This is a genomic window from Kitasatospora sp. NPDC050463, from assembly GCF_040655255.1.
Lineage (GTDB): Bacteria > Actinomycetota > Actinomycetes > Streptomycetales > Streptomycetaceae > Kitasatospora.
The window spans coordinates 60,068-80,755 of sequence record NZ_JBFAJO010000022.1; the positions used below are offsets into that span (position 1 = coordinate 60,068).

Below are 20,688 nucleotides of genomic sequence, written 5' to 3' on the forward strand. Positions count from 1 at the left end.
TACGGTTGTCACGGTCACCGAAGGAACGGCCACCACGGTCGTCACGGTTGAAGCCACCGGAGCGGCCGCCGCGGTCGTCACGGTCACGGTTGAAGCCGCCACCGCCACGGTTGTCACGGTCACCGAAGGAACGGCCACCACGGTCGTCACGGTTGAAGCCACCGGAGCGGCCGCCGCGGTCGTCACGGTCACGGTTGAAGCCACCGGAGCGGCCACCGCGGTCGTCACGGCCGCGGTCGTCACGGTCGCGGCCGTACGCCGGGCGCTCGGTGCGCGCCTCGCGGTAGGACGGGGCCCGCTCCTCGGTCACGGCGGCGGCCGGGGCGGCCGTCTCCGCGGGAACCTCGGCGGTCGCGGCGGTCTCGGCACCCTCGGCCTCGGCGGCGGGCGCCTCGTCCTCGATGCCCAGGTCGGCCCGCTCGCGCGCGGCACGGGCGGCCAGGCGGTCGGCCTCCTCGCGCAGCTCGGTGGCGCGGCGCTGCGCGCGCTCCAGCTGGCGGGTCATGTCGGCGAGCTCGCGCTCGGCGGCACCGGCGATGCCGGCGGCGCTCTCGGCCTGGACCTCGATCAGCGAACGGGCGCCGGTGATCTTGGCGACCTCGGCGTCGAAGGCGTGGTCGAGGATGTGGCGCGAGGCGTCCACGCCCGCGTCCTCCATCAGGCGGAACACGCCGCGACGCTGGTGCGGCAGCACCAGGGTGACGACGGCGCCGGAGCGGCCGGCCCGCGCGGTGCGGCCCGAGCGGTGCAGGTAGTCCTTGTGGTCGCCGGCCGGGTCCACGTTCAGGACCAGGTCGATGCCGTCGACGTGGATGCCACGGGCGGCGACGTCGGTCGCGACGACGACGTTGACGTAGCCGTCCTTGAAGTCGCCGAGGACGCGGGTGCGGGCGCCCTGGGTCATGCCGCCGTGCAGCGCGTCGGCCTTCACACCGGCCTCGATGAGCTGCTCGGCCACGCGGTCGGCGCCCATCTGGGTGCGGACGAAGATGATCGTGCGGCCCTTGCGGGCGGCGATCGCGTTGGTGATCGGCGCCTTGTCCTTGGGCTTCACCACGAGGATGTGGTGGGTCATGGTGGTGACCGCGCCGGCCGACGGGTCGACCTCGTGGGTGACCGGGTTCTTCAGGTAGCGCTTGACCAGGGTGTCGATCTCGTTCTCCAGGGTGGCGGAGAACAGCAGGCGCTGGCCGCCGGCCGGCACCTGGTCGAGGATCTCGGTGACCTCGGGCAGGAAGCCCATGTCGGCCATCTGGTCGGCCTCGTCGAGCACGACGGTCCGGACGTCGCCCAGCTTGGCGCTGCCGCGGTTCAGCAGGTCGCGCAGACGGCCGGGGGTGGCGACCAGGACGTCGACGCCGCGCTCCAGCGCGTAGATCTGGTTCGACATCGAGGTGCCGCCGCAGACGACCTTGAGCTTGAGGCCGAGCACCGAGCCGAACGGCTCCAGCGCGTCGGCCACCTGCATGGCCAGCTCGCGGGTCGGGACGAGGATCAGGCCGCGCGGGTGCTTGGGCTTGGTGCGCTCGCCGTCGGCGAGGCGGGTCAGCAGCGGCAGGCCGAAGCTGAGGGTCTTGCCGGAGCCGGTACGGCCACGGCCCAGCACGTCCTTGCCGGCCAGCGCGTCCGGGATGGTCGCGGCCTGGATCGGGAAGGGGGTGGTGACGCCGCGCTTGGCGAGGGCGCGCACGACGTCGTCGTGCAGGCCCAGGTCACCGAAGGTGAGGGTGGGCTCGGCGCTCTCCTCGGCCGCGGCCTCGTCGGCGGCGTCCAGGTCGGCGGTGAGGTCGACGTCCTGGTCGGCGTCGATCAGCTCGACCTCGGGGGCATCGATGGGGGTGACATCGGCGGCGGACTCGCTCGCGGGCATGGCGAAGCGGGCGTCGTCAACGAGAGACATGCAAAACCTTCCGGAAGTGGCACGCGCCAAAGTCCGGGTTCTGTTTCACAACCGCCTCTATGCGGTCAGCCACGGATCGCCGGTACGCGCCAAGGGCGCCAGATGGGAATTAGGGCGCCAGTCAAATGAATCAAACGAACGATCTACCACCATAGGGGAACCTGGGGATCGGAGGCAAATGCACTGGCCAGAGACCTAGTGCCCGCCCGAACCGGGGCTCGGGGCCGAAGATCCGGAGTTGCCGGGCGAGGGTTCCGGGGTCGGCGTGGTCGGCGGGGCGGGCGTGACGGGGCTGGGATCGGGGGAGGCGGACGGCCGGCCGCTCGGGCTCGCCGCCGGGCCGGTCGCAGTGCCGCCACCGGACCGCCCGTCGCCCGTTCCACCGCCGGATCCGCCGCTGCCACCGGTTCCACCGCCGCCCGTACCGCCTGTGCCACCCGTGCCACCCGTGCCGGCCGTCATCCCGCCGGTGGAGGAATCGGCGGGATGGTGAGGTGCGCTACTGGCGCTCACGCCCCCGGCGGCCCCGTTCGCGCCCGGCTCGGCCTCGGGCGGCACCGCGCCCGGCACCGCCTCCGCGCCGGCAGCCGCGCCGTTCGCTCCGGGCGACACCGCGCCCGGCGCCTGCGTCGGACCCACCCCAGGCGTGTTCGCCACCTGCACGCCCCCGGGGCGCTCCGACCGCCCGGACGCACCACCCGAGCGGCCGCCGGTCGGCGTGGCCGACGCACCGCCGCCGGCCTTGCCCACCGTCCCGGCCTGCCCGACCGGCACCGTGCCGTGCTTCTCGTCCGCGCCCGGCCCCACCGACATGCACCCGGTCAGGCCCAGCCCGGCCACCGCCAGCACCGCCGCCGCGCGCACCACACCGTTGCGCACCGCCACCGCCCTCGGCTCCGCCTGCCGCACCGCCACCGCCCGCACCACCACCGGCCGGTCGACCGCCGGACGACCGGCCGAACGTTCCTCCTGAGCGCCCACCTCGCACACCGAACGCATCGCCGCCACCGAGCTCCCTCTTCCACTGCCCCACCCGGGCCCGGGCCGCCGCCATCGCGCGCGGCACTTTCGGTGCCCAACGCGCGCCCCGGGCAACGGGACACGGGCGGCCCGGCAGGAAGCCCCCGGACGCCATCCGGCCGGCGCAGCCCCACCGGTTCAAACCTCCGGACCGGACCTCACCGGACCGGGCCCTGCCCGACCGGGCCGAGGCGATGCGGGCCGACCGCGTGCTCACCCCCAGAGCACCGAGGCCAGTTCCGCCCCCGCGTACACCGCCGCCAGCCCCGCCGCCACGCTGCCGACCACATTGGCCAACGCGTACCGTCCGGCCCCGCCGCCGGCCAGCCGCAGCGTCTCGTACGAGAAGGTCGAATACGTCGTCAGCGCCCCGCAGAGCCCCGTCCCGAGCAGGAGTTGGACGTGCGAGGACGCCGCGCCGGCCGCCACCGCCCCGGTCACCAGCCCGAGCACCAGGCAGCCGGCCACGTTCACGGTGAAGGTGCCCCACGGGAACACCGAGTCGTGCCGCGCCTGCACCGCCCGGTCGGTCAGATACCGCAGCGGCGCGCCGACCACCGCCCCGACCACCACCAGCAGCCAGTTCACCGCCCCGCCACCGCCCCACCACCGCTGTCGCCGTCACCGTCGCCGTCGTCGGCGCGTCCGACGTACCGGATCACCTCGCAGGGGTCGAGCACCACCAGCCCCTCCCCCACCAGTGCGTCCAGCTGCGGCAGGAAGCCCCGGACCCGCTCCTCGGTGTCCACGATCACCACCGCCACCGGCAGGTCCTCGCTCAACGACAGCAGGCGGGCCGTGTGCACCAGCGACGACGCCCCGAACCCCTCGATCCCCCGGAACACACTCGCCCCCGCCAGCCCGGCCGCCCGGGCCCGGTGCACGATCTCGCTGTACAGCGGGCGGTGGCGCCAGCGGTCGTTCTCGCCCACCAGCACGGTCAGCCGCAGCGCCGGCCCGGTCAGCCGCGTCATCCCGACCGCCGTGCCCCACGCCGGACCAGACGGCGCGTCAATCCGGCCGCCGCCCAGACCGCGGTCAGCGCCACCAGCAGCGTCAGCCCCAGGTACGCCACCCCGCCACCGGGCCGGCCCTGCGCCACCAGCCGCCGGATGTCCACCGCGTACGTGGAGAAGGTCGTGAAGCCGCCCAGCACCCCGGTGCCGAAGAACGGCCGCAGCAGCGGATGCGCGGGCCGACCCTCGGTGATCACCACCAGGAAGACCCCGATCACCGCGCAGCCCGTCCCGTTCACCGCCAGCGTCGTCCACGGGAAGTCCGCGGCCCCCGTCGGCCAGAGCAGCCCGGCCCCGTACCGGGCCGACGCCCCGATCGCCCCGCCCAGCGCGACCACCGCCACGGCGGGCCCCTGCCCGCGCAGCGCCGGCGCCCGGCGCGGCGGCACCGCCGCCGGCACGGTCCGCAGCGCGCCGCCGGCCCCGCCCGAGTCCACCGCGTCGTCCACCGCGCCCTCCGATGTCGCCATGGGCCCATGAAACACCGGTCGCCACCGCCTGGCACACCGTCACCCCAGACCCGACAATGATCCGGTGGAGATGACCCGGGAAGAGTTCGAGACGCTGGTCAGTGACGCCCTCGACCAGATTCCCCCGAAGCTCGCGGCCATGATGGACAACGTGGCGGTGTTCGTCGAGGACGAGCCCGACCCCGCCGACCCGGAGCTCCTGGGCCTCTACGAGGGCACTCCGCTCACCGAGCGCGGCGAGTGGTACGCAGGCGTCCTGCCCGATCGGATCATCATCTACCGGGGCCCGGCCCTGCGGCACTGCGAGACCCGCGAGCAGGTGGTCGAGGAGGTCCGCACCACGGTCATCCACGAGGTCGCCCACCACTTCGGCTTCGACGACCACGAGCTCGACGAACTCGGCTGGTCCTGACCGGCCCGCGGAGCCGCCCACCCACCCGGCCCAAACCCGTTTTGGCGATCCGCCCGACATCCCATATGCTTCTCGACGTCCCCGAACGCTGGAAACAGCGGGACAGGCCGCAAGCCCTCATCGTCTAGTGGCCCAGGACGCCGCCCTTTCAAGGCGGTAGCACGGGTTCGAATCCCGTTGGGGGCACGCAGTACCGTAGTACAGTGCAGTGCGCAAGACCTAGCAAGACCTCAGTGGAGCAATCCACATAAGGTCCCGTGGAGCAGTTGGTTAGCTCGCCACCCTGTCAAGGTGGAGGTCGCGGGTTCAAGTCCCGTCGGGATCGCTCGTCTCGCAAGAGACGGTGCAGTACGGCCAGGTAGCTCAGTTGGTACGAGCGTCCGCCTGAAAAGCGGAAGGTCGCCGGTTCGACCCCGGCCCTGGCCACAGCTGCGAACAGCGGGAAGGCCCCGGAGAGATCACTCTCCGGGGCCTTCTGCATGCCCAGCACGCTACCGGTACGCGACCGGCTCGGGTGGGCCGGTCGCACCGAGTGATCCGAGAGTCTTCCGCTGCGGTTCCCGGCCGCGCCGGGTACGTCGCCCCCGCACGGGCCTGTGCCTCCCCGGGCCGGTGGCCGGGGAGGCACAGGGGCGGCGACGCCTCAGGAGCGGCGGCGCAGGCGGCGGGCGAGGAGAACCGCGCCGGCGCCGAGGGTGGAGAGGGCCGCGGCGGCGACGGCCGGGACCATGGTGGACTCGGCGCCGGTGGCGGCGAGTTCACCCGCGACCGGCGTGGCCGGCGTGGCCGGGGCGGAGGCCTGCGGCGCTGCGGCGGCCGGGGCGGACGCCGGGGCCGGGGTGGAGCGGGCGGTGGCCGGGGCGGAGGCCGGGGCCGGGGTGGAGCGGGCGGTGGCGGGCGCGGAGGGGGCGGTGGCCGGCTTGGCCGCCGGCTTGGCGCCGGTGGCCGGCGTGGCGGGCGCCTCGGCCGGTGCGACCACCTTGACGGTGCTGCCCTTGCCGCACAGGGTGGTCCCCCGGAACGGCGTGGAGCCCTCGTTGACGAAGACGCACGGGTTGAGCGCGGTCGCCCCCAACGGCGTGTTCTTGTCGTACGACACGCGCACCCGGGTCACCACGGTCCTCCCGGCACCGATGGTGGAGTTGCGGCCCTGCAGGTAGACACCGGGCTGCTCGTCGGCTCCACCGGACACCTTCGTCAGCGTGGTCCACGTCCCGTCCGCCTTGCGGACCTGCACGGTGGCGTGGGCGTCGCCGAAGAGCACGTTGCCGAGGTTGACGTAACCGGACGGCGTGGGGTTGGCCAGCACCGCGTCGAACTCGATCGGCGCGCCGCCGGCGACCGCCGTGGCGGGCACGGCGGCGAGCGAGGTCCGGACGGACTCGACCTTGATCGTCTTGACCTGCTCGGCCAGCTTCACCCACGATCCGGGCACGGTCACGGCGGAACGCAGGGTCATGGAGCGCAAGCCCCCGTTGCTCGCCCCCTGGTGCGGCAGGCCCATGGGGGCGCCGATGCGCATGTTCAGGGTGACCGTCTTGCCGGCCGGGACGGTGATGCCGTGCACCAAGCCGTCGTAGGTGGTCGCCTCGGGCCCCTGGTGGAACTCCAGCGGCACCGACTTCCATGCGCCGTTCTCGGGGTCCTTGTAGTCGATCGTGATCGAGTTCGGCGGCGTGCCCACCTCACTGGTGGTCTCCAGGGAGAGCGAGAACCTGGTGGCTTCGGCGCCGGTGTTGGTGATCGTCTCGGTGAACGCGACCGACTGCCCGGCGAAGCCGACCGACGCCGGAGCCTGGACGGTCAGCTTCGCGCCCTTCACGCCCTCGGCGAAGGCGGCCTGCGCCGGGAGTGCGAGCGAGCCGCCGAGCGCGACCACTCCGAGCGCGGCCGCAGCGGCGACGGTACGGCGCGAACGGCGGACAAGGGTGGTGCTGGACATGGTTCCCCCTGGAGCGATTGGTTGCGGGCATGCCGAACAGCGGGTCGGCGGCGCCGTCTGTGACCGAATGAGTGAGTGAGTGGCTCAGCTGGCCCGTGAATCACCGGGTCACGAGCGGAAGATCCCCCGCCTCGGAAGGTGGCCCCCCTTCCGTGCCTCTCACTTGACTGGACGTGTGGCACCCGCCGAGGTTGCAGGTGGATCCAAAGAATTTTCGAACCTCGCTCCCGGACCGGCCCCACCGCAGGTCAGCGGCCTTCGTCGGCATCCACCAGCGGAACCTGCTCCTGGTCCGCCGCCGGTTCAAAGGTCCGCGACCACCCCCGGACAGGCATCCCGCTGTACCTGTCGGTCGACGCGGGGCAGGAGACCGTCACCCTGTTCAGCCGTCCCGACGGTACGAAGTACCACCGCCGCGAGGACGTCGAGTTCGGCGAGACGCCGCACATCCCCGAGCCGTTCGACTTCGGCCTGATCACGAGCGAACTGCTGCCGTACCGACCGGCCGACCGGCGCCGTCCGCAGTCGTGCGGGGCAGTCAGCCGGCCGACCTGGCGGACAGCCGCGCGGTGAGCCAGTCCGCGGTGGCGGGGAGCCAGTCCGCGAGGGCGTTGCCGAGCAGGTGGTTGCCGTGCGGGACGAGCAGGAGCTCGGCCCGGGGAGCCCGGCGGACCAGCGCCTCGGCGGTGGTGACACCGGGGATCCGGTCCTCGCCGCCCTCGACGACCAGCAGCGGGCCGGTGAGGTCCGGGGCCAGGTCGGTCAGGTCGACCCGGCGGACGAAGGCGCGGGCCGCGTCCGCGCTCCCGCAGCGCTGGGTCAGGGTCGCGGTGACGAACGGGACCAGGGCGTCCCAGTCCAGGCGGTACGGGCCGCTGACGACGGCGGTGGCCCGGATCCGCGGCTCGTGGGCGGCGGTGATCGCGGCGTAGTAGCCGCCGAGGCTGAGGCCGATCACCCCGACGCGGTCGCCGTCCACGCCGTCCCGGGCCGCGAGGGCGTCGATCACCCGGCCGACCACGCGGTGGTAGTCCGGCTCGGGGGCGCTGGTCGCGGCGAGGACGCCCTGGCCGGGGCCGTCCATCGCGAAGACGGCCACCCCGCGCGCCAGCAGCGCCTCGGCGACCGCGTGGAACTCCTCCTTGCCGGAGTCCATCCCCGGGACGACGATCACCAGCGGGCGCCGACCGGCCCCGACCGGGCGGCGGAGCCAGCCCGCGAAGGATTTGCCCTCGACCCGCTCGGCCGCCGGGTCGAGATGGGCCAGCGCGCGGTGCATCGCCTCGTCCGCCCCGGTGGCGGCGAGGGCGGCGGCCACCCGGTCGGGGTGCGGTAGCAGGCCGGCGAAGTGGAACCAGCGGGCGGCCGTCCGGTAGGCCTCGCCGGCCGACACCGACCGGCCCTCGGCGGCGGCGCGGTCGGCGGCGGCCCGGTGGCGCCGGCCGGCGGCCCGGAACGTCTCGGGCCACTCACGCGTGGAGCACAGCGCCGCGGTGACCCGGGCGTACTCGTGCGGGTCCAGCCCGGCGCCGGTGGCGCGCGGGCGGTTCTCCTCGACGAAGGCCGGCAGCAGGCCGGGGTGGTCGAGGAAGGAGAGGTCGGGCACGTCGGTCACGGGGATCACACTCATCTCACGTCAGGAGGTGGCAGTTACGTCAGGGCGCCGAACGGCAGAGCACTTGGACGGCAGAGCACTTGGACGGCAGAGCGCCGAACGTCAGGGCGCTTCACGTCAGGGCAGCGTGAGCACGGCCTTGCCGCGGATCCGCCGCTCCTTCAGGTCGGTGAGCACGGCGGCGGTCTCGGCCCAGGGCGCCACCCGGCCGATCTCCGGGGTCAGCCGCCCCTCCCCCACCAGGCGGACCAGGGTGGCGAGGTCCTCGCCGTCGGCCACGTCGGAGTCCGCGTAGTGGAAGTGCCGCAGCGTGGCGGACTCCGGCCCGGCGAAGAAGTCGAAGAAGTCCAGCGTCACCGGCGTGCGGGAGGCCTGGCCGAACCAGATCAGCGTGCCGCGCCGGGCCAGCCGGGCGAGCGCCGACGGCAGGTCGGCGCCGCCCGTCGACTCCAGCACCAGGTCGTACGGGCCGCGGGCCGCGCCGACCTCGTGGACCACCTCCGCCGCCCCCAGCTCCACCAGCCGCCGCCCGCGCTCCGCCGAGGCGGTGACGGCGGTCAGCTCCGCGCCCGCCGCCGAGGCCAGCTCGGTGACGTAGTGGCCGACGCCCCCGGACGCACCGGTGAGCAGCACCCGGCGGCCCGCCAGCGCGCCGGCGGTGCGCAGCAGCCGCAGCGCGGTGAGCCCGGCCAGGGGGAGGGCGGCGGCCCGGACGGCGTCCAGTCCGTCGGGGATCTCGGCGAGCGAGCCGGTGGGCACGCACACGTACTCGGCCCAGCCGCCGGCCGGCGGGTGGCCGACGACCCGGCGGCAGACGGCCGGCCCGGAGCCGTCGGCGGCGGCCTGCACGACCAGGCCGGCGATGTCCTTGCCGGGCCGCCAGCCGGGCTTCGGGGCCTCCAGCTGGAACGTCTCGCCGCGGTTCACCGCGAACGCCTCGACCTTCACCAGGGCCTCGCCCGGGCCCGGCCGCGGCTGCTCCACCTCCGCGAACGCCACCGTCGCGTCCGCCCGTCCGGTCGGTGTCAGCGCCTTCATGGTCCTCGGCCCTCCCTCTCGCCTCGCCGGCCGGTCCGGCCGAGGTGGTGGCCCCAGCAGACCCCGGCCGCGCGGACCCGGTCCAACAACCGCCTCACCGGGCCCGACAACCAGCCGTTGTCGGCCCCTCGGCCACCGCCTCGGCGGCCGGCACCCCGGCAGCGGCGCCCGGGGCTCCGAACGGGGACGGCGGCCCTCGACGGGCAGCACCCGCCCGGAGCACCGACCGGCGCCCGCCGACCCGGCCCGGTGGGGACGCCCCCACGGACGGCACGGCCGCCCCGCCCGCCGGCCCCAGGCCCTAGGGTGGGCGGCCATGGATCTCGATCTCGCCCAGGTCCGCGCCTTCGCGACGGCGGCCGAGGAGCTGCACTTCGGACGGGCGGCCGCGCGGCTGGCGATCAGCCAGCAGGCCCTGTCCAAGCGGGTCGCCCGGTTGGAGGCGGCGCTCGGTGCCCGCCTCCTGGACCGCGACCCGCGCGGGGTCGGACTCACCGGGGCCGGGCAGCGGTTCCTGGAGCCCGCCCGACGGCTGCTCGCCCAGGGCGACCTCGCCGTGGCCGCGGTGGCCCGCGCCCGGCGCCCGCTGCGCGTCGACGTCTGGGGGCACCTGTACGCGCCGATGCGGACGCTCGCCCGGGCCGTCGAGGGGGTGCCCGGGCTGGAGGTGGAGCCCGTCCCCGGACGGGACCTCCCCTCGGTGGCGGCGGCCCTGCGACGCGGCGAGTCGGACGCCGGCTTCGGCCGGGTGCACCCGCTGCCGGACGGCCTGGACGCGGGGCTGGCGCACCGGCTGGTCCGGCTGGAGCCGGTGGACGCGCTGCTGAGCACCGACCATCCGCTGGCCGGCCGCGACGTCCTGCGCCCGGCCGACCTGCGCGGCAGCGTGCTGCGCTACCCGGCCGCGGTGGACCGGCTGGACTTCCTGACCCGCTTCGCCGACCGCTTCGGCATCGAGGAGCGGGCCGGCTCGACCAATCTGGGCCTGGAGCGCTTCGCCGAGCGGATCCGCACCGATCCGGCCTGCTTCTCGCTGCTCCCCGCCGACTGTCCGCTCCCCGATCTGCCGGCCGGCCCCGGCGGCCCCGGCATCCGGACCGTCCCGCTGGTCGACCCCACCCCGCTCTACGCCTGGTCGCTGCTCTGGCGCGACACCGACGAGCCGCCGCACCGGCTGGATCCGCTGCTCGGAGCGTTCACCGAGGCGGCCCGGCGCAGCCGCTGGCTGGAGTACGACCCGGCCCGGGACTGGCTGCCCGGCCCGGACGAGGCGGCCCTGGACGGCTGACGACACTCCCGGGCGTCCTCGAAGCCCTTCCCCGCCCGCGGAGCCCCGGCGCCCTGACCGCTGGCCCCCACCGCTGGCCCCCACCGCCGCCCCGACCGCCGTGGCCGGCCGCCGCGGTTGCCCGCACGCCGCCCCGGACGGGGTTCGCACATCCCCGGCGGCGGCTGTGACACTGGAGGAGCTCGAAAACCGAGGTGCGCGCCGCCGCATCTCCTTGCGAACCTAGAGGGATGCCCGCAGTGAGTTCTCCCGCAGTCCAGTCCGCCGACGCGTCCCCCGACGGCGGCGGCCCCGGTATCGGCGAGCTGGCCGCCCGCCTGCCCGAACTGACCCTGCGCGACCAGGTGCGGATCGGGCGCCGGCTGGAGGGCGCCCGGCGGGTCCGCAAGCCCGAGGCCCGGCAGAAGGTCGCCGCCGAGATCGCCGGCGACATCGAGCGCGCCGAACTGCTGGTCGCGCAGCGCCGGGCCGCCGTCCCCGAGATCACCTATCCCGCCGAGCTGCCGGTCAGCCAGAAGAAGTCCGAGATCCTCGCCGCCATCCGCGACCACCAGGTGGTGATCGTGGCGGGCGAGACCGGCTCCGGCAAGACCACCCAGATCCCGAAGATCTGTCTGGAGCTGGGCCGCGGGGTCCGTGGCCTGGTCGGGCACACCCAGCCCCGCCGGATCGCCGCCCGTACGGTGGCCGAGCGCGTCGCGGAGGAGTTGCGCACGCCGCTCGGCGAGGCGGTCGGCTGGAAGGTCCGGTTCACCGACCAGGTCGGCCCGGACACCCTGGTCAAGCTGATGACCGACGGCATCCTGCTCGCCGAGATCCAGACCGACCGCGAGCTGCGCCAGTACGACACCCTGATCATCGACGAGGCGCACGAGCGCAGCCTCAACATCGACTTCATCCTCGGGTACATCAAGCAGCTGCTGCCCCGGCGCCCGGACCTCAAGGTCGTCATCACCTCGGCGACCATCGACCCGGAGCGCTTCGCCCACCACTTCGGTGACGCGCCGATCGTCGAGGTGTCCGGCCGCACCTACCCGGTCGAGGTCCGCTACCGGCCGATCGTCGACGACGCCGACGACGCGGACGGCGACAACGGCCCCAGCGACGCCGACCGGGACCGCGACCAGATCCAGGCGATCTGCGAGGCCGCCGAGGAGCTCCAGGCCGAGGGCCCCGGCGACATCCTGGTCTTCCTCTCCGGCGAGCGCGAGATCCGCGACACCGCCGACGCCCTCGACAAGCTGAAGCTGAAGTTCACCGAAGTCCTCCCGCTCTACGCCCGGCTGAGCTCGGCCGAGCAGCACAAGGTCTTCCAGCGCTCCGGCTCCCGCCGGATCGTCCTGGCGACCAACGTCGCCGAGACCAGCCTCACCGTCCCGGGCATCAAGTACGTGATCGACCCGGGCACCGCCCGCATCTCCCGCTACAGCCACCGCACCAAGGTGCAGCGGCTGCCGATCGAGGCGATCAGCCAGGCCAGCGCCAACCAGCGCAAGGGCCGCTGCGGCCGCACCTCGGACGGCATCTGCATCCGGCTGTACTCGGAGGAGGACTTCCTCTCCCGCCCCGAGTTCACCGACGCCGAGATCCTGCGCACCAACCTGGCCTCGGTCATCCTCCAGATGACCGCCGCCGGCCTCGGCGACATCGCCGCCTTCCCGTTCCTGGACCCGCCGGACTCCCGCAACATCAAGGACGGCGTCAACCTCCTCCACGAACTCGGCGCGCTGGACCCCGAGGAGAAGGACGTCCGCAAGCGCCTCACCCCGCTCGGCCGCCAGCTGGCCCAGCTCCCGGTGGACCCGCGGATGGCCCGGATGGTCCTGGAGGCCGACAAGAACGGCTGCGTCCGCGACGTCATGGTGATCGCCGCCGCGCTCTCCATCCAGGACCCGCGCGAGCGCCCCACCGAGAAGCGCCAGGCCGCCGACGACCGGCACCGCCGCTTCCAGTCCGAGACCTCCGACTTCCTCTCCTTCCTCGCCATGTGGCGCTACGTACGGGAGCAGCAGAAGGAGCTCTCCTCCTCGGCCTTCCGCCGGATGTGCAAGGCCGAGTTCCTCAACTACCTGCGGATACGGGAGTGGCAGGACATCTACACCCAGCTCCGCACGGTCGCCAAGCAGCTCGGCGTCACCATCGAGGAGCCGCACCCCGACGCCGAGCCGGACGCCGACCGGATCCACCAGTCGCTGCTGGCCGGCCTGCTCTCGCACATCGGCCTCTTCGACGTCGAGAAGCGCGAGTACGGCGGCGCCCGCGGTGCCCGGTTCGCGGTCTTCCCCGGTTCCGGCCTGTTCAAGAAGCCGCCGCGCTGGGTGATGTCCGCCGAGCTGGTCGAGACGTCCCGGCTCTGGGCGCGGATCAACGCGAAGATCGAGCCCGAGTGGGTGGAGCCGCTGGCCGGCCACCTGATCAAGCGCAGCTACAGCGAGCCGCACTGGGAGAAGAAGGCCGGCGCGGTGCTGGCGTACGAGAAGGTGACCCTCTACGGGATGCCGGTCGTCGCCCAGCGCAAGGTCAACTACGGCCGGATCGACGCGGAGCTCTGCCGCGAGCTGTTCATCCGCAACGCACTGGTCGAGGGCGACTGGGAGACCCACCACCGCTTCTTCGCCGAGAACCGCAAGCTGCTCAGCGAGGTCGAGGAGCTGGAGAACCGGGCCCGTCGCCGGGACATCATGGTCGACGACCAGACCCTGTTCGACTTCTACGACAGCCGGCTGCCGGACGACATCGTCTCCACCCGGCACTTCGACTCCTGGTGGAAGAAGACCCGGCACGACCAGCCGGACCTGCTCAACTTCGAGAAGTCGATGCTGATCAACGACTCGGCGGACGGCGTCACCGAGGCGGACTACCCGGACTACTGGCAGCAGGGCAAACTCCGGTTCAAGCTGACCTACCAGTTCGAGCCGGGCAGCGACGCGGACGGCGTGACCGTCCACATCCCGCTCCCGGTGCTCAACCAGGTCACCGCCGAGGGCTTCGACTGGCAGATCCCCGGCCTGCGCGAGGAGCTGGTCACCGCCTACATCCGGGCGCTGCCCAAGGCGATCCGCCGCAACTTCGTCCCGGCCCCGGACTTCGCCAAGGCCGCCCTGCGCCAGGTGAAGGACCGCCAGGAGCCCCTTCTGCCCACCCTGGAGCACATCCTCAAGCGGATGACGGCGATCACCGTCCCGCCGGAGGCCTGGGACGACGAGCGGGTGCCTGACCACCTCCGGGTGACCTTCCGGGTGGTCGACGGCCGCAAGAAGCTCGCCGAGTCCAAGGACCTGGAGGACCTGCGGCTGCAGCTGAAGCCCAAGCTCAAGGAGACGCTCTCCTCCGCGGCCTCGGGCCAGGGCATCGAGCAGTCCGGGCTGACCGCCTGGCCGGCCTCGCTGCCGGTGCTCCAGCGCACCTTCGAGCAGCGCTCGCGCGGCCACTCGCTGCGCGCCTACCCGGCGCTGGTGGACGAGCGGGAGGCGGTCGGGATCAAGCTCTTCGACACCCCGCAGGCGCAGACCCAGGCGATGTGGGAGGGCACCCGGCGGCTGCTGATGCTGACCACCACCTCGCCCGCCAAGTCGATCCAGGGCCGGCTGGGCAACCAGGCGAAGCTCGCGCTCTCGTACAACCCGCACGGCTCGGTGCCGGCCCTGTTCGAGGACGTGGTGGCCTGCGCCACCGACCGGCTGATGGCCTCGGCCGGCGGGCCGGCCTGGGACGAGGCGGCCTTCGGCAAGCTGCACGAGAAGGTCCGGGCCGACCTCTACGACCTCTCGGCGGACACCACGCTGAAGACGGCCACCGCGCTGATCGCCTTCCACAAGGCGTCGACCCGGCTGAAGGCGGTGAGCAGCCCGGTGCTGCTGACCGCGGTGAACGACATCCGGCTGCACCTGGCGTCGCTGGTGCACCCGGGCTTCGTGACCGAGACCGGCTGGCAGCGGCTGCCGGACCTCAAGCGCTACCTGCTGGCGGTGGACCGCCGGCTGGAGGCGCTGCCCAACCACCCGCAGCGGGACGCCCAGCAGTTGCTGAAGGTGCAGCAGGTGCAGCAGGAGTACGGGGAGCTGCTGGCGGCCGTGCCGGCCGGGCAGCAGCCCGCCCCGGAGGTGCTGGCGATCCGCTGGATGATCGAGGAGTTGCGGGTCAGCTTCTTCGCCCAGTCACTGGGTACGCCGACCCCGGTCTCCGAGAAGCGGATCATGAAGGCGATGGAAGCCGCCAGGGCCGCACTCTGAGCTGGGCGGGGCCCTCAGGAGCCAGTTCGACCTGGGGGCCCACCATGGGTTAGAGTCTGTCTTGTTCGCAGCGCGGCAAGCGGGTGAACGAGATCGGAAAACTCTGGTCCTGTGGAGCAGTTGGTTAGCTCGCCACCCTGTCAAGGTGGAGGTCGCGGGTTCAAGTCCCGTCAGGATCGCCGTAGCCGAGAGGCCCGGAACCGTCTGGTTCCGGGCCTCTCGCTTTTGTCCGGGCGTCCGCTACCCCGGACTAGGTCTAGACCACAAGCCACGACCCGTGTGATCGTCGTCACTTATCTTTTCCTGAGATCGGGCAGGGGGCGACCCCTCCCGAGGGGCGCTAATTTAATATGTAAAATTGCACAGCTATGAACTGTATATCCCCCCCGCCCCAGGGGCCTCAAATCGTTATCCGGAGTTCAACATTCCGGACGCCCGGCATGATCTCCGGAAGTGCGCGCGGGCGTGCGTGCGGGCATGCAAAGGGGCCGCTTACCGGACCCGGCGGAGTCCGGTAAGCGGCCCCTTTGAAAGAGCCTTCGGCCTATCAGGCCTCGGTTCGCTGGGCGGGAATACCGGCCAGCAGAGCGCGCACCTCCGCCTCGCGGTAACGACGGTGCCCGCCAAGCGTGCGAATGGACGTCAGCTTGCCTGCCTTGGCCCAGCGGGTAACCGTCTTCGGGTCCACGCGGAACATGGTGGCGACCTCTGCCGGCGTCAGCAGGGGTTCAGCATCAGGGGTACGAGCGGTCATGAGCGGCCTCCTCGGGAGAACCGAACCAGGGCGGTTCTATCCTTCAAATTCTGCACCTTGGCCCGCGATGCCCGAAATGGCATACACGGGCCGAGTCGGTTATAGGACGAACGGCTTGTCCTGGTGTCTACAACTACACCATCCGTCCAGCCCTATCGACCAAACCGCCAAAATTGACCCCTCACGGGTTCAAGGCTGACGGATGGCGATGGACTACCCCATAACGGGCAGTCACCTTATAGTGACATCCGGTTACGGAGGGACCAGACCCCCCGCTTTCCCGCAAAGCACGCATCGACTCCAGAACCACCCAAAAGTGGGCACGCTCACGTGAAGTTGGGCTGGTTGTCCCATTTTTGCACATAGGGGTTAGTTCGCGTCAACGGTGAGTAGTGTCACGTTCGACAGCTATTGACCCGAACCAGGACCTTGGTCATACGGCTCGGGCCGTAGGACTCTTACAGTCTTACAAGTACTACCGACACCCCGCCCGGCCAGGGCTGACGCCCCATCGGCCGGTCCGCGACAGCCCCTCCGGACGGCTCCCCGCCGACGCCCCGGCTCCTCCCGGAGGCTCAGTTCGCGTACCGCAGCGCCAGCACCCGCCGCCAGCGCACCGTCAGCTCCTCGTACGCCCGCAGCGCCTCCGCCGCCTCGCCGGCCCGCAGCGCGCGCAGGCCGTCCTCCAGCTCCCCCGCCGAACGGTCCGCCAGCAGCTCCGCCGGCCCCAGCAGGTGCACCAGCCCCCCGTAGTCCAACTCCACCAGCGAACGCGGGTGGAACTCCTCCAGCCACCGCCCCACCAGTTCCGCCCCGCGCACCAGGTCCCCCTCCGGCACGGCCTCGCGCAGCGCCCGGTAGGCCCGGGCCACCCGGCGGCGCGCCTGCGCCATCGGTGTCAGGTAGAACAGCGCCGCCTGCTCCCCCTCCCCCTCCTCCTCCTTGCCGAACCCCTCGGCCGCGACACCGACGGCATCGGCCGCACCCGCACCCGCCGCGTCGCCGGTCTCCCCCGCCGGCACGAAGCAGCGGTCCTCCTCCCCGAACGGCAGGAACCAGCGCACCGGCACCTCCCACCGGCTGGTCACGATCCACGGCCGGGCGTCCGGGTGCTCCGCCCGCCAGCGCTCCCGGTCCGCCTCCGCGGCCGCCCGGGTGGCCGGCGGCAGCGCGGTGTCCAGCAGCGCCACCGGCGCCGCCGCCCGCAGTTCGTCCAGCGCCTGCCAGGTGCGCAGCCTGGTCGCCCACGGGCAGATGTACAGCACCCCGTCCACCGACCGGACGAAGGCCCGCTCGCTCTCCCGCTCCGGCAGCGCCCGGGGCGTGCGGCCGACCAGCTCCGCCAGCGCCGCCCGCTGCTCCTCCAGCGCCGCCGCGGCCACCGGCCGGCCGGCCTCCGCGGCGTCCGGACCGTGCGTCGCGGCATAGGCCTGCCAGCGCGCCCGCTCGGGCTCCGGGAAGGCGGCCAGCGGCTCGTAGACCCGCAGGTGGGCGGCGTAGGGCGGCAGTACGGAGGTGCGCACGACGGTCACGTTCTGCATCGTCGCACGCACCGGCCCCCGCCCGGGAGGGCTTCGGTCAGGAGCCGTTCGGGAACGCACCGCGCCCACCCCCGTCTCACCAGGCGGACAAGCTGCGCAAGCTCGTACAAGAGGGCAGATCGAGGACGCCCGCGCGACTACGCTTCGCCATAGGCGCCCGCACCACAGCAGCGGGCCTCGGATACTGGAGTCACCACAGTGACCGACGTACAGACCGCATCCGCCGCGTACCCCGCACCCGGAGTGCTCAGCAGGATCTTCCGTACCGAACAGGACGGCGCCGCCCCCGGCGACGGCCACGAGCAGGTCGTCCTCTGCCACGACCGCAGCTCGGGCCTCAAGGCGATCATCGCCATCCACTCCACCGCACTGGGCCCGGCCCTGGGCGGCACCCGCTTCTTCCCGTACGCCTCCGAGGAGGCGGCCCTGGAGGACGCGCTGAACCTCTCGCGCGGCATGTCGTACAAGAACGCGCTGGCCGGGCTCGACCTCGGCGGCGGCAAGGCCGTCATCATCGGCGACCCGAACAAGGACAAGAACGAGGCGATGCTGCGGGCGTACGGCCGCTTCGTCGAGTCCCTGCGCGGGCGCTACATCACCGCCTGCGACGTCGGCACCTACGTCCAGGACATGGACGTCATCGCCCGCGAGACCGAGTTCGTGACCGGCCGCTCGCCCGAGAACGGCGGCGCCGGCGACTCCTCCATCCTGACCGCCTTCGGCGTCTTCCAGGGCATGCGCGCCAGCGCCCAGGCCCGCTGGGGCCAGCCGACCCTGCGCGGCAAGCGGGTCGGCGTGGCCGGCGTCGGCAAGGTCGGCCACTACCTGGTCGGCCACCTGGTCGCGGACGGCGCCACCGTCGTCATCACCGACGTCTCCGAGGCCGCCGTGAACCGCGTGCGCGCCGCCCACCCGGAGGTCGAGGTGGTGGCCGACAGCGCCGCCCTGCTGCAGAGCAAGCTGGACGTCTACGCCCCCTGTGCCCTCGGCGGCGCCCTCACCGACGCCACCGTGGGCACGCTCGGCGAGTTCGGCACCTCCGTCGTCTGCGGTGCGGCCAACAACCAGCTCGCCCACCCCGGCGTCGAGAAGGACCTCGCCGACCGCGGCATCCTCTACGCACCGGACTACCTGGTGAACTCCGGCGGCGTGATCCAGGTCGCCGACGAGATCGAGGGCTTCAACTTCGAGCGGGCCAAGAACAAGGCCACCCGGATCTTCGACACCACCCTGGAGATCTTCACCCGGGCGACGGCCGACGGCGTCCCGCCGGCCGTCGCCGCCGACCGGCTCGCCGAGAAGCGGATGCGCGAGATCAGCGCGCTCCGCTCGGTGCTGCTGCCGGGCGCCCGCCGGGGCTGAGCCCCGCGTGGCCGGGGCCGCGCCGCCGGTGCGTCACGGGATCCGTGAGGCACCGGCGGCGCGGCCCTCTCCTTTGCGGTCCGCCGGCGGACCGGGGCACACCTCCCGGCCCGCCGGTGGGGGCGGGGCCCGGCTCGTCCCCCGCGCATCACAATGTGGAACCGGATTCTCACTTCTGCGCCCGATCGGGTGATCCAACATCCCCCTTGGGGGGATAATCGATCCCGGAACAACGGGCCTCAGCTACCTCCGGACAGCGCGCAAACTGCCGCAAAACCTCCCGTGACCTGGGAAGACCTGGTCTTGGGTGCGGCCGGTGCGCGCCACGTCACACCGACGACGTACCGTCCAGCGGCAGAAACAGGTACCGTTAATGCTCCAAGGGACGGTTCTCCCCATTCGGGCAGGCCGCTCTTGATCATGAACACGTGTCAGACTCGGGGCCGTGAGCCCCATCGTTGAGGGGGTCGACCCATGGGGCGCGGCCGGGCCAAGGCCAAGCAGACGAAGGTCGCCCGCGAGCTGAAGTACAACAGCGGCGGGTTCGACGCCAATCGTCTGTCCAACGAGCTGGGCGTATCGCCCTCTACCGCCTCGATCGAGCCTGAGCCGATCGAGGAAGAAGAGGACGACGACCCCTACGCGGAATACGCGGCTCGGTACGCCGACGACGACGAGGACGATGACAGCACGTCGGGTACCGGGCCCTCGCAGGCCCGCCGCCGCGCGTAGTCACAGTCTGGCCTGACCGGCCCGAGCGCCCAGCGCGCCGGGCCGGTTTTCGGCGTTCCCGGAGGCCGGGCCCCCGTCCTCGACCGTCCGTTCGCTTCCGGCTGCCCCGGCACGCTTCGACGGGTACGCGGAAGGGCCCCTCCGGCGATCGCCGGAGGGGCCCCTTTGCAGCCAGCTGTCCGTGCAGCCGGCCGTGCCCGTGCAGCCGTGCTCAGCCGGCGGTGAAACCCTCGTACGCGTTGTACAGCGCCGCGCCGCCCTCGTGCTCGCCGGAGCGGTCGACGATGTCGCCGAGCAGCCAGGCCTCGACGCCGCGGTCCTCCAGGATCGACAGCACGACGTCCACCGAGTGCGGCGGGACGACCGCGACCATGCCGACACCCATGTTCAGGGTCTTCTCGATCTCCAGGGTGGACACCTTGCCGACCTCGGCGACGGTCTGGAAGACCGGCAGCGGGGTCCAGGTGCCGCGGTCCAGGCGGGCGTGCAGGCCCTCCGGGATCACCCGCGCCAGGTTGGCCGCCAGGCCGCCGCCCGTGACGTGCGAGAAGGCGTGGACCTCGGTGGCCCGGGTGAGCGCCAGGCAGTCCAGCGAGTAGATCCGGGTCGGCTCCAGCAGCTCCTCGCCGAGCGTGCGGCCGAACTCCTCGACCTTGCGGTCCAGCTTCCAGCCGGCCTCGTTCAGCAGCACGTGGCGGACCAGCGAGTAGCCGTTGGAGTGCAGGCCCGAGGCGGCCATCGCGATCACCACGTCGCCCGCGCGGACGCGCTCGGCGCCCAGCAGGGCGTCCGCCTCGACCACGCCGGTGCCGGCGCCCGCGACGTCGTACTCGTCCGGGCCGAGCAGGCCCGGGTGCTCGGCGGTCTCGCCGCCGACCAGGGCGCAGCCGGCCAGCGCGCAGCCCTCCGCGATGCCCTTGACGATCGCGGCGACCCGCTCCGGGACGACCTTGCCGACGCAGATGTAGTCGGTCATGAACAGCGGCTCGGCGCCGCAGACCACCAGGTCGTCCACGACCATGCCGACCAGGTCGTGGCCGATGGTGTCGTGCTTGTCCATGGCGGCGGCGATGGCGACCTTCGTCCCCACGCCGTCGGTGGCCGAGGCCAGCAGCGGCCGCTCGTAGCGCTTGAAGGCGGACGCGTCGAAGAGCCCGGCGAAGCCGCCGATGCCGCCGACCACCTCGGGGCGGCTGGCCTTCTTCACCCACTGCTTCATGAGCTCGACGGCGCGGTCGCCCGCCTCGATGTCGACGCCGGCGGCGGCGTAGGTGGCGCCGTTCTGGTTCGTGGTCACTGCGGTGCGGCCCTTTCGGGTCAGTGGGGGTTGGAACAGCGGTGGGGCCCCGGGTTCCGGGACCCCACC

At 72.8% G+C, this 20,688-nt stretch carries 16 protein-coding genes and 4 tRNA genes; 10 read left to right on the forward strand and 10 right to left on the reverse strand.

What is annotated here, in order from left to right; translation table 11 throughout:
• Positions 1-1,900 (reverse strand): DEAD/DEAH box helicase (locus tag AB0J08_RS16470; RefSeq protein ID WP_360633514.1); only part of this gene is annotated, 1,900 nt, incomplete at its 3' end.
• A gap of 646 nt (positions 1,901-2,546) precedes the next feature.
• Between AB0J08_RS16470 and AB0J08_RS16475 the strand changes: the two genes are divergently transcribed.
• Positions 2,547-2,873 carry a hypothetical protein gene (locus AB0J08_RS16475; RefSeq protein ID WP_360633517.1) on the forward strand — a complete coding sequence of 109 codons (327 nt, stop codon included), beginning with the start codon at positions 2,547-2,549 and terminating at the stop codon, positions 2,871-2,873.
• A 260-nt stretch (positions 2,874-3,133) separates the two neighbouring features.
• Here AB0J08_RS16475 and crcB (AB0J08_RS16480) read toward each other — a convergent pair whose 3' ends face one another.
• Genes crcB (AB0J08_RS16480) through crcB (AB0J08_RS16490) form a run of 3 tightly spaced genes read right to left on the reverse strand, consistent with a single transcriptional unit; the run spans position 3,134 to position 4,406 of the window.
• Entirely contained in the window at positions 3,134-3,508 is a 375-nt protein-coding gene (gene crcB, locus AB0J08_RS16480) for a fluoride efflux transporter CrcB (protein ID WP_360633520.1), read from the reverse strand.
• A complete protein-coding gene (locus tag AB0J08_RS16485; protein ID WP_360633523.1) occupies positions 3,505-3,894 on the reverse strand; it encodes a DUF190 domain-containing protein in 390 nt (129 codons plus the stop codon). Before AB0J08_RS16485 ends, crcB (AB0J08_RS16480) begins: the two co-directional genes overlap by 4 nt.
• Complete coding sequence (gene crcB, locus AB0J08_RS16490) at positions 3,891-4,406, reverse strand: fluoride efflux transporter CrcB (protein WP_360633526.1); 516 nt, start codon at positions 4,404-4,406, stop codon at positions 3,891-3,893. Before crcB (AB0J08_RS16490) ends, AB0J08_RS16485 begins: the two co-directional genes overlap by 4 nt.
• A gap of 70 nt (positions 4,407-4,476) precedes the next feature.
• On the opposite strand from crcB (AB0J08_RS16490), the gene AB0J08_RS16495 reads away from it, so the two are divergent.
• From AB0J08_RS16495 to AB0J08_RS16510, 4 genes are all read left to right on the forward strand, one after another.
• Complete coding sequence (locus AB0J08_RS16495; protein ID WP_360633529.1) at positions 4,477-4,818, forward strand: metallopeptidase family protein; 342 nt, start codon at positions 4,477-4,479, stop codon at positions 4,816-4,818.
• A 113-nt stretch (positions 4,819-4,931) separates the two neighbouring features.
• Positions 4,932-5,004: transfer RNA gene (locus AB0J08_RS16500), tRNA-Glu, on the forward strand.
• Positions 5,005-5,069: 65 nt separating this feature from the next.
• Positions 5,070-5,143 (forward strand) — tRNA-Asp (locus AB0J08_RS16505).
• 27 nt (positions 5,144-5,170) lie between these two features.
• Positions 5,171-5,244: transfer RNA gene (locus AB0J08_RS16510), tRNA-Phe, on the forward strand.
• A gap of 217 nt (positions 5,245-5,461) precedes the next feature.
• Here AB0J08_RS16510 and AB0J08_RS16515 read toward each other — a convergent pair.
• From AB0J08_RS16515 to AB0J08_RS16525, 3 genes are all read right to left on the reverse strand, one after another.
• On the reverse strand, positions 5,462-6,760 hold the full coding sequence (locus AB0J08_RS16515; RefSeq protein WP_360633532.1) for a hypothetical protein: 1,299 nt from the start codon (positions 6,758-6,760) through the stop codon (positions 5,462-5,464).
• Between the two features lie 538 nt (positions 6,761-7,298).
• The gene (locus tag AB0J08_RS16520; protein WP_360633535.1) at positions 7,299-8,375 is read right to left on the reverse strand and encodes an alpha/beta fold hydrolase; all 1,077 of its coding nucleotides are present in this window, start codon (positions 8,373-8,375) and stop codon (positions 7,299-7,301) included.
• A gap of 117 nt (positions 8,376-8,492) precedes the next feature.
• Positions 8,493-9,413: a zinc-binding dehydrogenase gene (locus AB0J08_RS16525; protein WP_360633538.1), complete on the reverse strand. Its 921-nt coding sequence runs from the start codon at positions 9,411-9,413 to the stop codon at positions 8,493-8,495.
• 316 nt (positions 9,414-9,729) lie between these two features.
• On the opposite strand from AB0J08_RS16525, the gene AB0J08_RS16530 reads away from it, so the two are divergent.
• The 3 genes from AB0J08_RS16530 to AB0J08_RS16540 all read left to right on the forward strand — a co-directional run bounded on the left by AB0J08_RS16530 (position 9,730) and on the right by AB0J08_RS16540 (position 15,112).
• Complete coding sequence (locus AB0J08_RS16530; RefSeq protein WP_360633541.1) at positions 9,730-10,701, forward strand: LysR family transcriptional regulator; 972 nt, start codon at positions 9,730-9,732, stop codon at positions 10,699-10,701.
• Positions 10,702-10,997: 296 nt separating this feature from the next.
• Entirely contained in the window at positions 10,998-14,933 is a 3,936-nt protein-coding gene (gene hrpA, locus AB0J08_RS16535; RefSeq protein ID WP_360633661.1) for an ATP-dependent RNA helicase HrpA, read from the forward strand.
• A 105-nt stretch (positions 14,934-15,038) separates the two neighbouring features.
• Positions 15,039-15,112 (forward strand) — tRNA-Asp (locus tag AB0J08_RS16540).
• A gap of 368 nt (positions 15,113-15,480) precedes the next feature.
• Here AB0J08_RS16540 and bldC read toward each other — a convergent pair.
• Both bldC and AB0J08_RS16550 read right to left on the reverse strand, forming a co-directional pair.
• Positions 15,481-15,687, reverse strand: a complete 207-nt coding sequence (gene bldC / locus AB0J08_RS16545) for a developmental transcriptional regulator BldC (protein ID WP_014137253.1) — start codon at positions 15,685-15,687, stop codon at positions 15,481-15,483.
• 575 nt (positions 15,688-16,262) lie between these two features.
• Positions 16,263-17,219 (reverse strand): hypothetical protein, encoded by a 957-nt coding sequence (locus AB0J08_RS16550; RefSeq protein WP_360633544.1) that lies wholly within the window; start codon positions 17,217-17,219, stop codon positions 16,263-16,265.
• A gap of 252 nt (positions 17,220-17,471) precedes the next feature.
• Here AB0J08_RS16550 and AB0J08_RS16555 point away from each other — a divergent pair, with 252 nt between their 5' ends.
• Both AB0J08_RS16555 and AB0J08_RS16560 read left to right on the forward strand, forming a co-directional pair.
• Positions 17,472-18,590 (forward strand): Glu/Leu/Phe/Val dehydrogenase dimerization domain-containing protein, encoded by a 1,119-nt coding sequence (locus tag AB0J08_RS16555; RefSeq protein ID WP_360633664.1) that lies wholly within the window; start codon positions 17,472-17,474, stop codon positions 18,588-18,590.
• Positions 18,591-19,064: 474 nt separating this feature from the next.
• Positions 19,065-19,322 carry a DUF3073 domain-containing protein gene (locus tag AB0J08_RS16560; RefSeq protein ID WP_329489015.1) on the forward strand — a complete coding sequence of 86 codons (258 nt, stop codon included), beginning with the start codon at positions 19,065-19,067 and terminating at the stop codon, positions 19,320-19,322.
• 211 nt (positions 19,323-19,533) lie between these two features.
• Here AB0J08_RS16560 and purM read toward each other — a convergent pair whose 3' ends face one another.
• On the reverse strand, positions 19,534-20,619 hold the full coding sequence (gene purM / locus AB0J08_RS16565; protein WP_360633547.1) for a phosphoribosylformylglycinamidine cyclo-ligase: 1,086 nt from the start codon (positions 20,617-20,619) through the stop codon (positions 19,534-19,536).
• Positions 20,620-20,688: the final 69 nt, after the last annotated feature.

Excerpts from the sequence above, each read along its gene's own strand:
- AB0J08_RS16560 (WP_329489015.1), top strand. The coding sequence starts at position 19,065 with ATGGGGCGCGGCCGGGCCAAGGCCAAGCAGACGAAGGTCGCCCGCGAG.
- AB0J08_RS16515 (WP_360633532.1), bottom strand. The coding sequence starts at position 6,760 with ATGTCCAGCACCACCCTTGTCCGCCGTTCGCGCCGTACCGTCGCCGCT.
- crcB (WP_360633526.1), bottom strand. The coding sequence starts at position 4,406 with ATGGCGACATCGGAGGGCGCGGTGGACGACGCGGTGGACTCGGGCGGG.
- AB0J08_RS16485 (WP_360633523.1), bottom strand. The coding sequence starts at position 3,894 with ATGACGCGGCTGACCGGGCCGGCGCTGCGGCTGACCGTGCTGGTGGGC.
- bldC (WP_014137253.1), bottom strand. The coding sequence starts at position 15,687 with ATGACCGCTCGTACCCCTGATGCTGAACCCCTGCTGACGCCGGCAGAG.
- AB0J08_RS16530 (WP_360633541.1), top strand. The coding sequence starts at position 9,730 with ATGGATCTCGATCTCGCCCAGGTCCGCGCCTTCGCGACGGCGGCCGAG.
- AB0J08_RS16525 (WP_360633538.1), bottom strand. The coding sequence starts at position 9,413 with ATGAAGGCGCTGACACCGACCGGACGGGCGGACGCGACGGTGGCGTTC.
- AB0J08_RS16495 (WP_360633529.1), top strand. The coding sequence starts at position 4,477 with ATGACCCGGGAAGAGTTCGAGACGCTGGTCAGTGACGCCCTCGACCAG.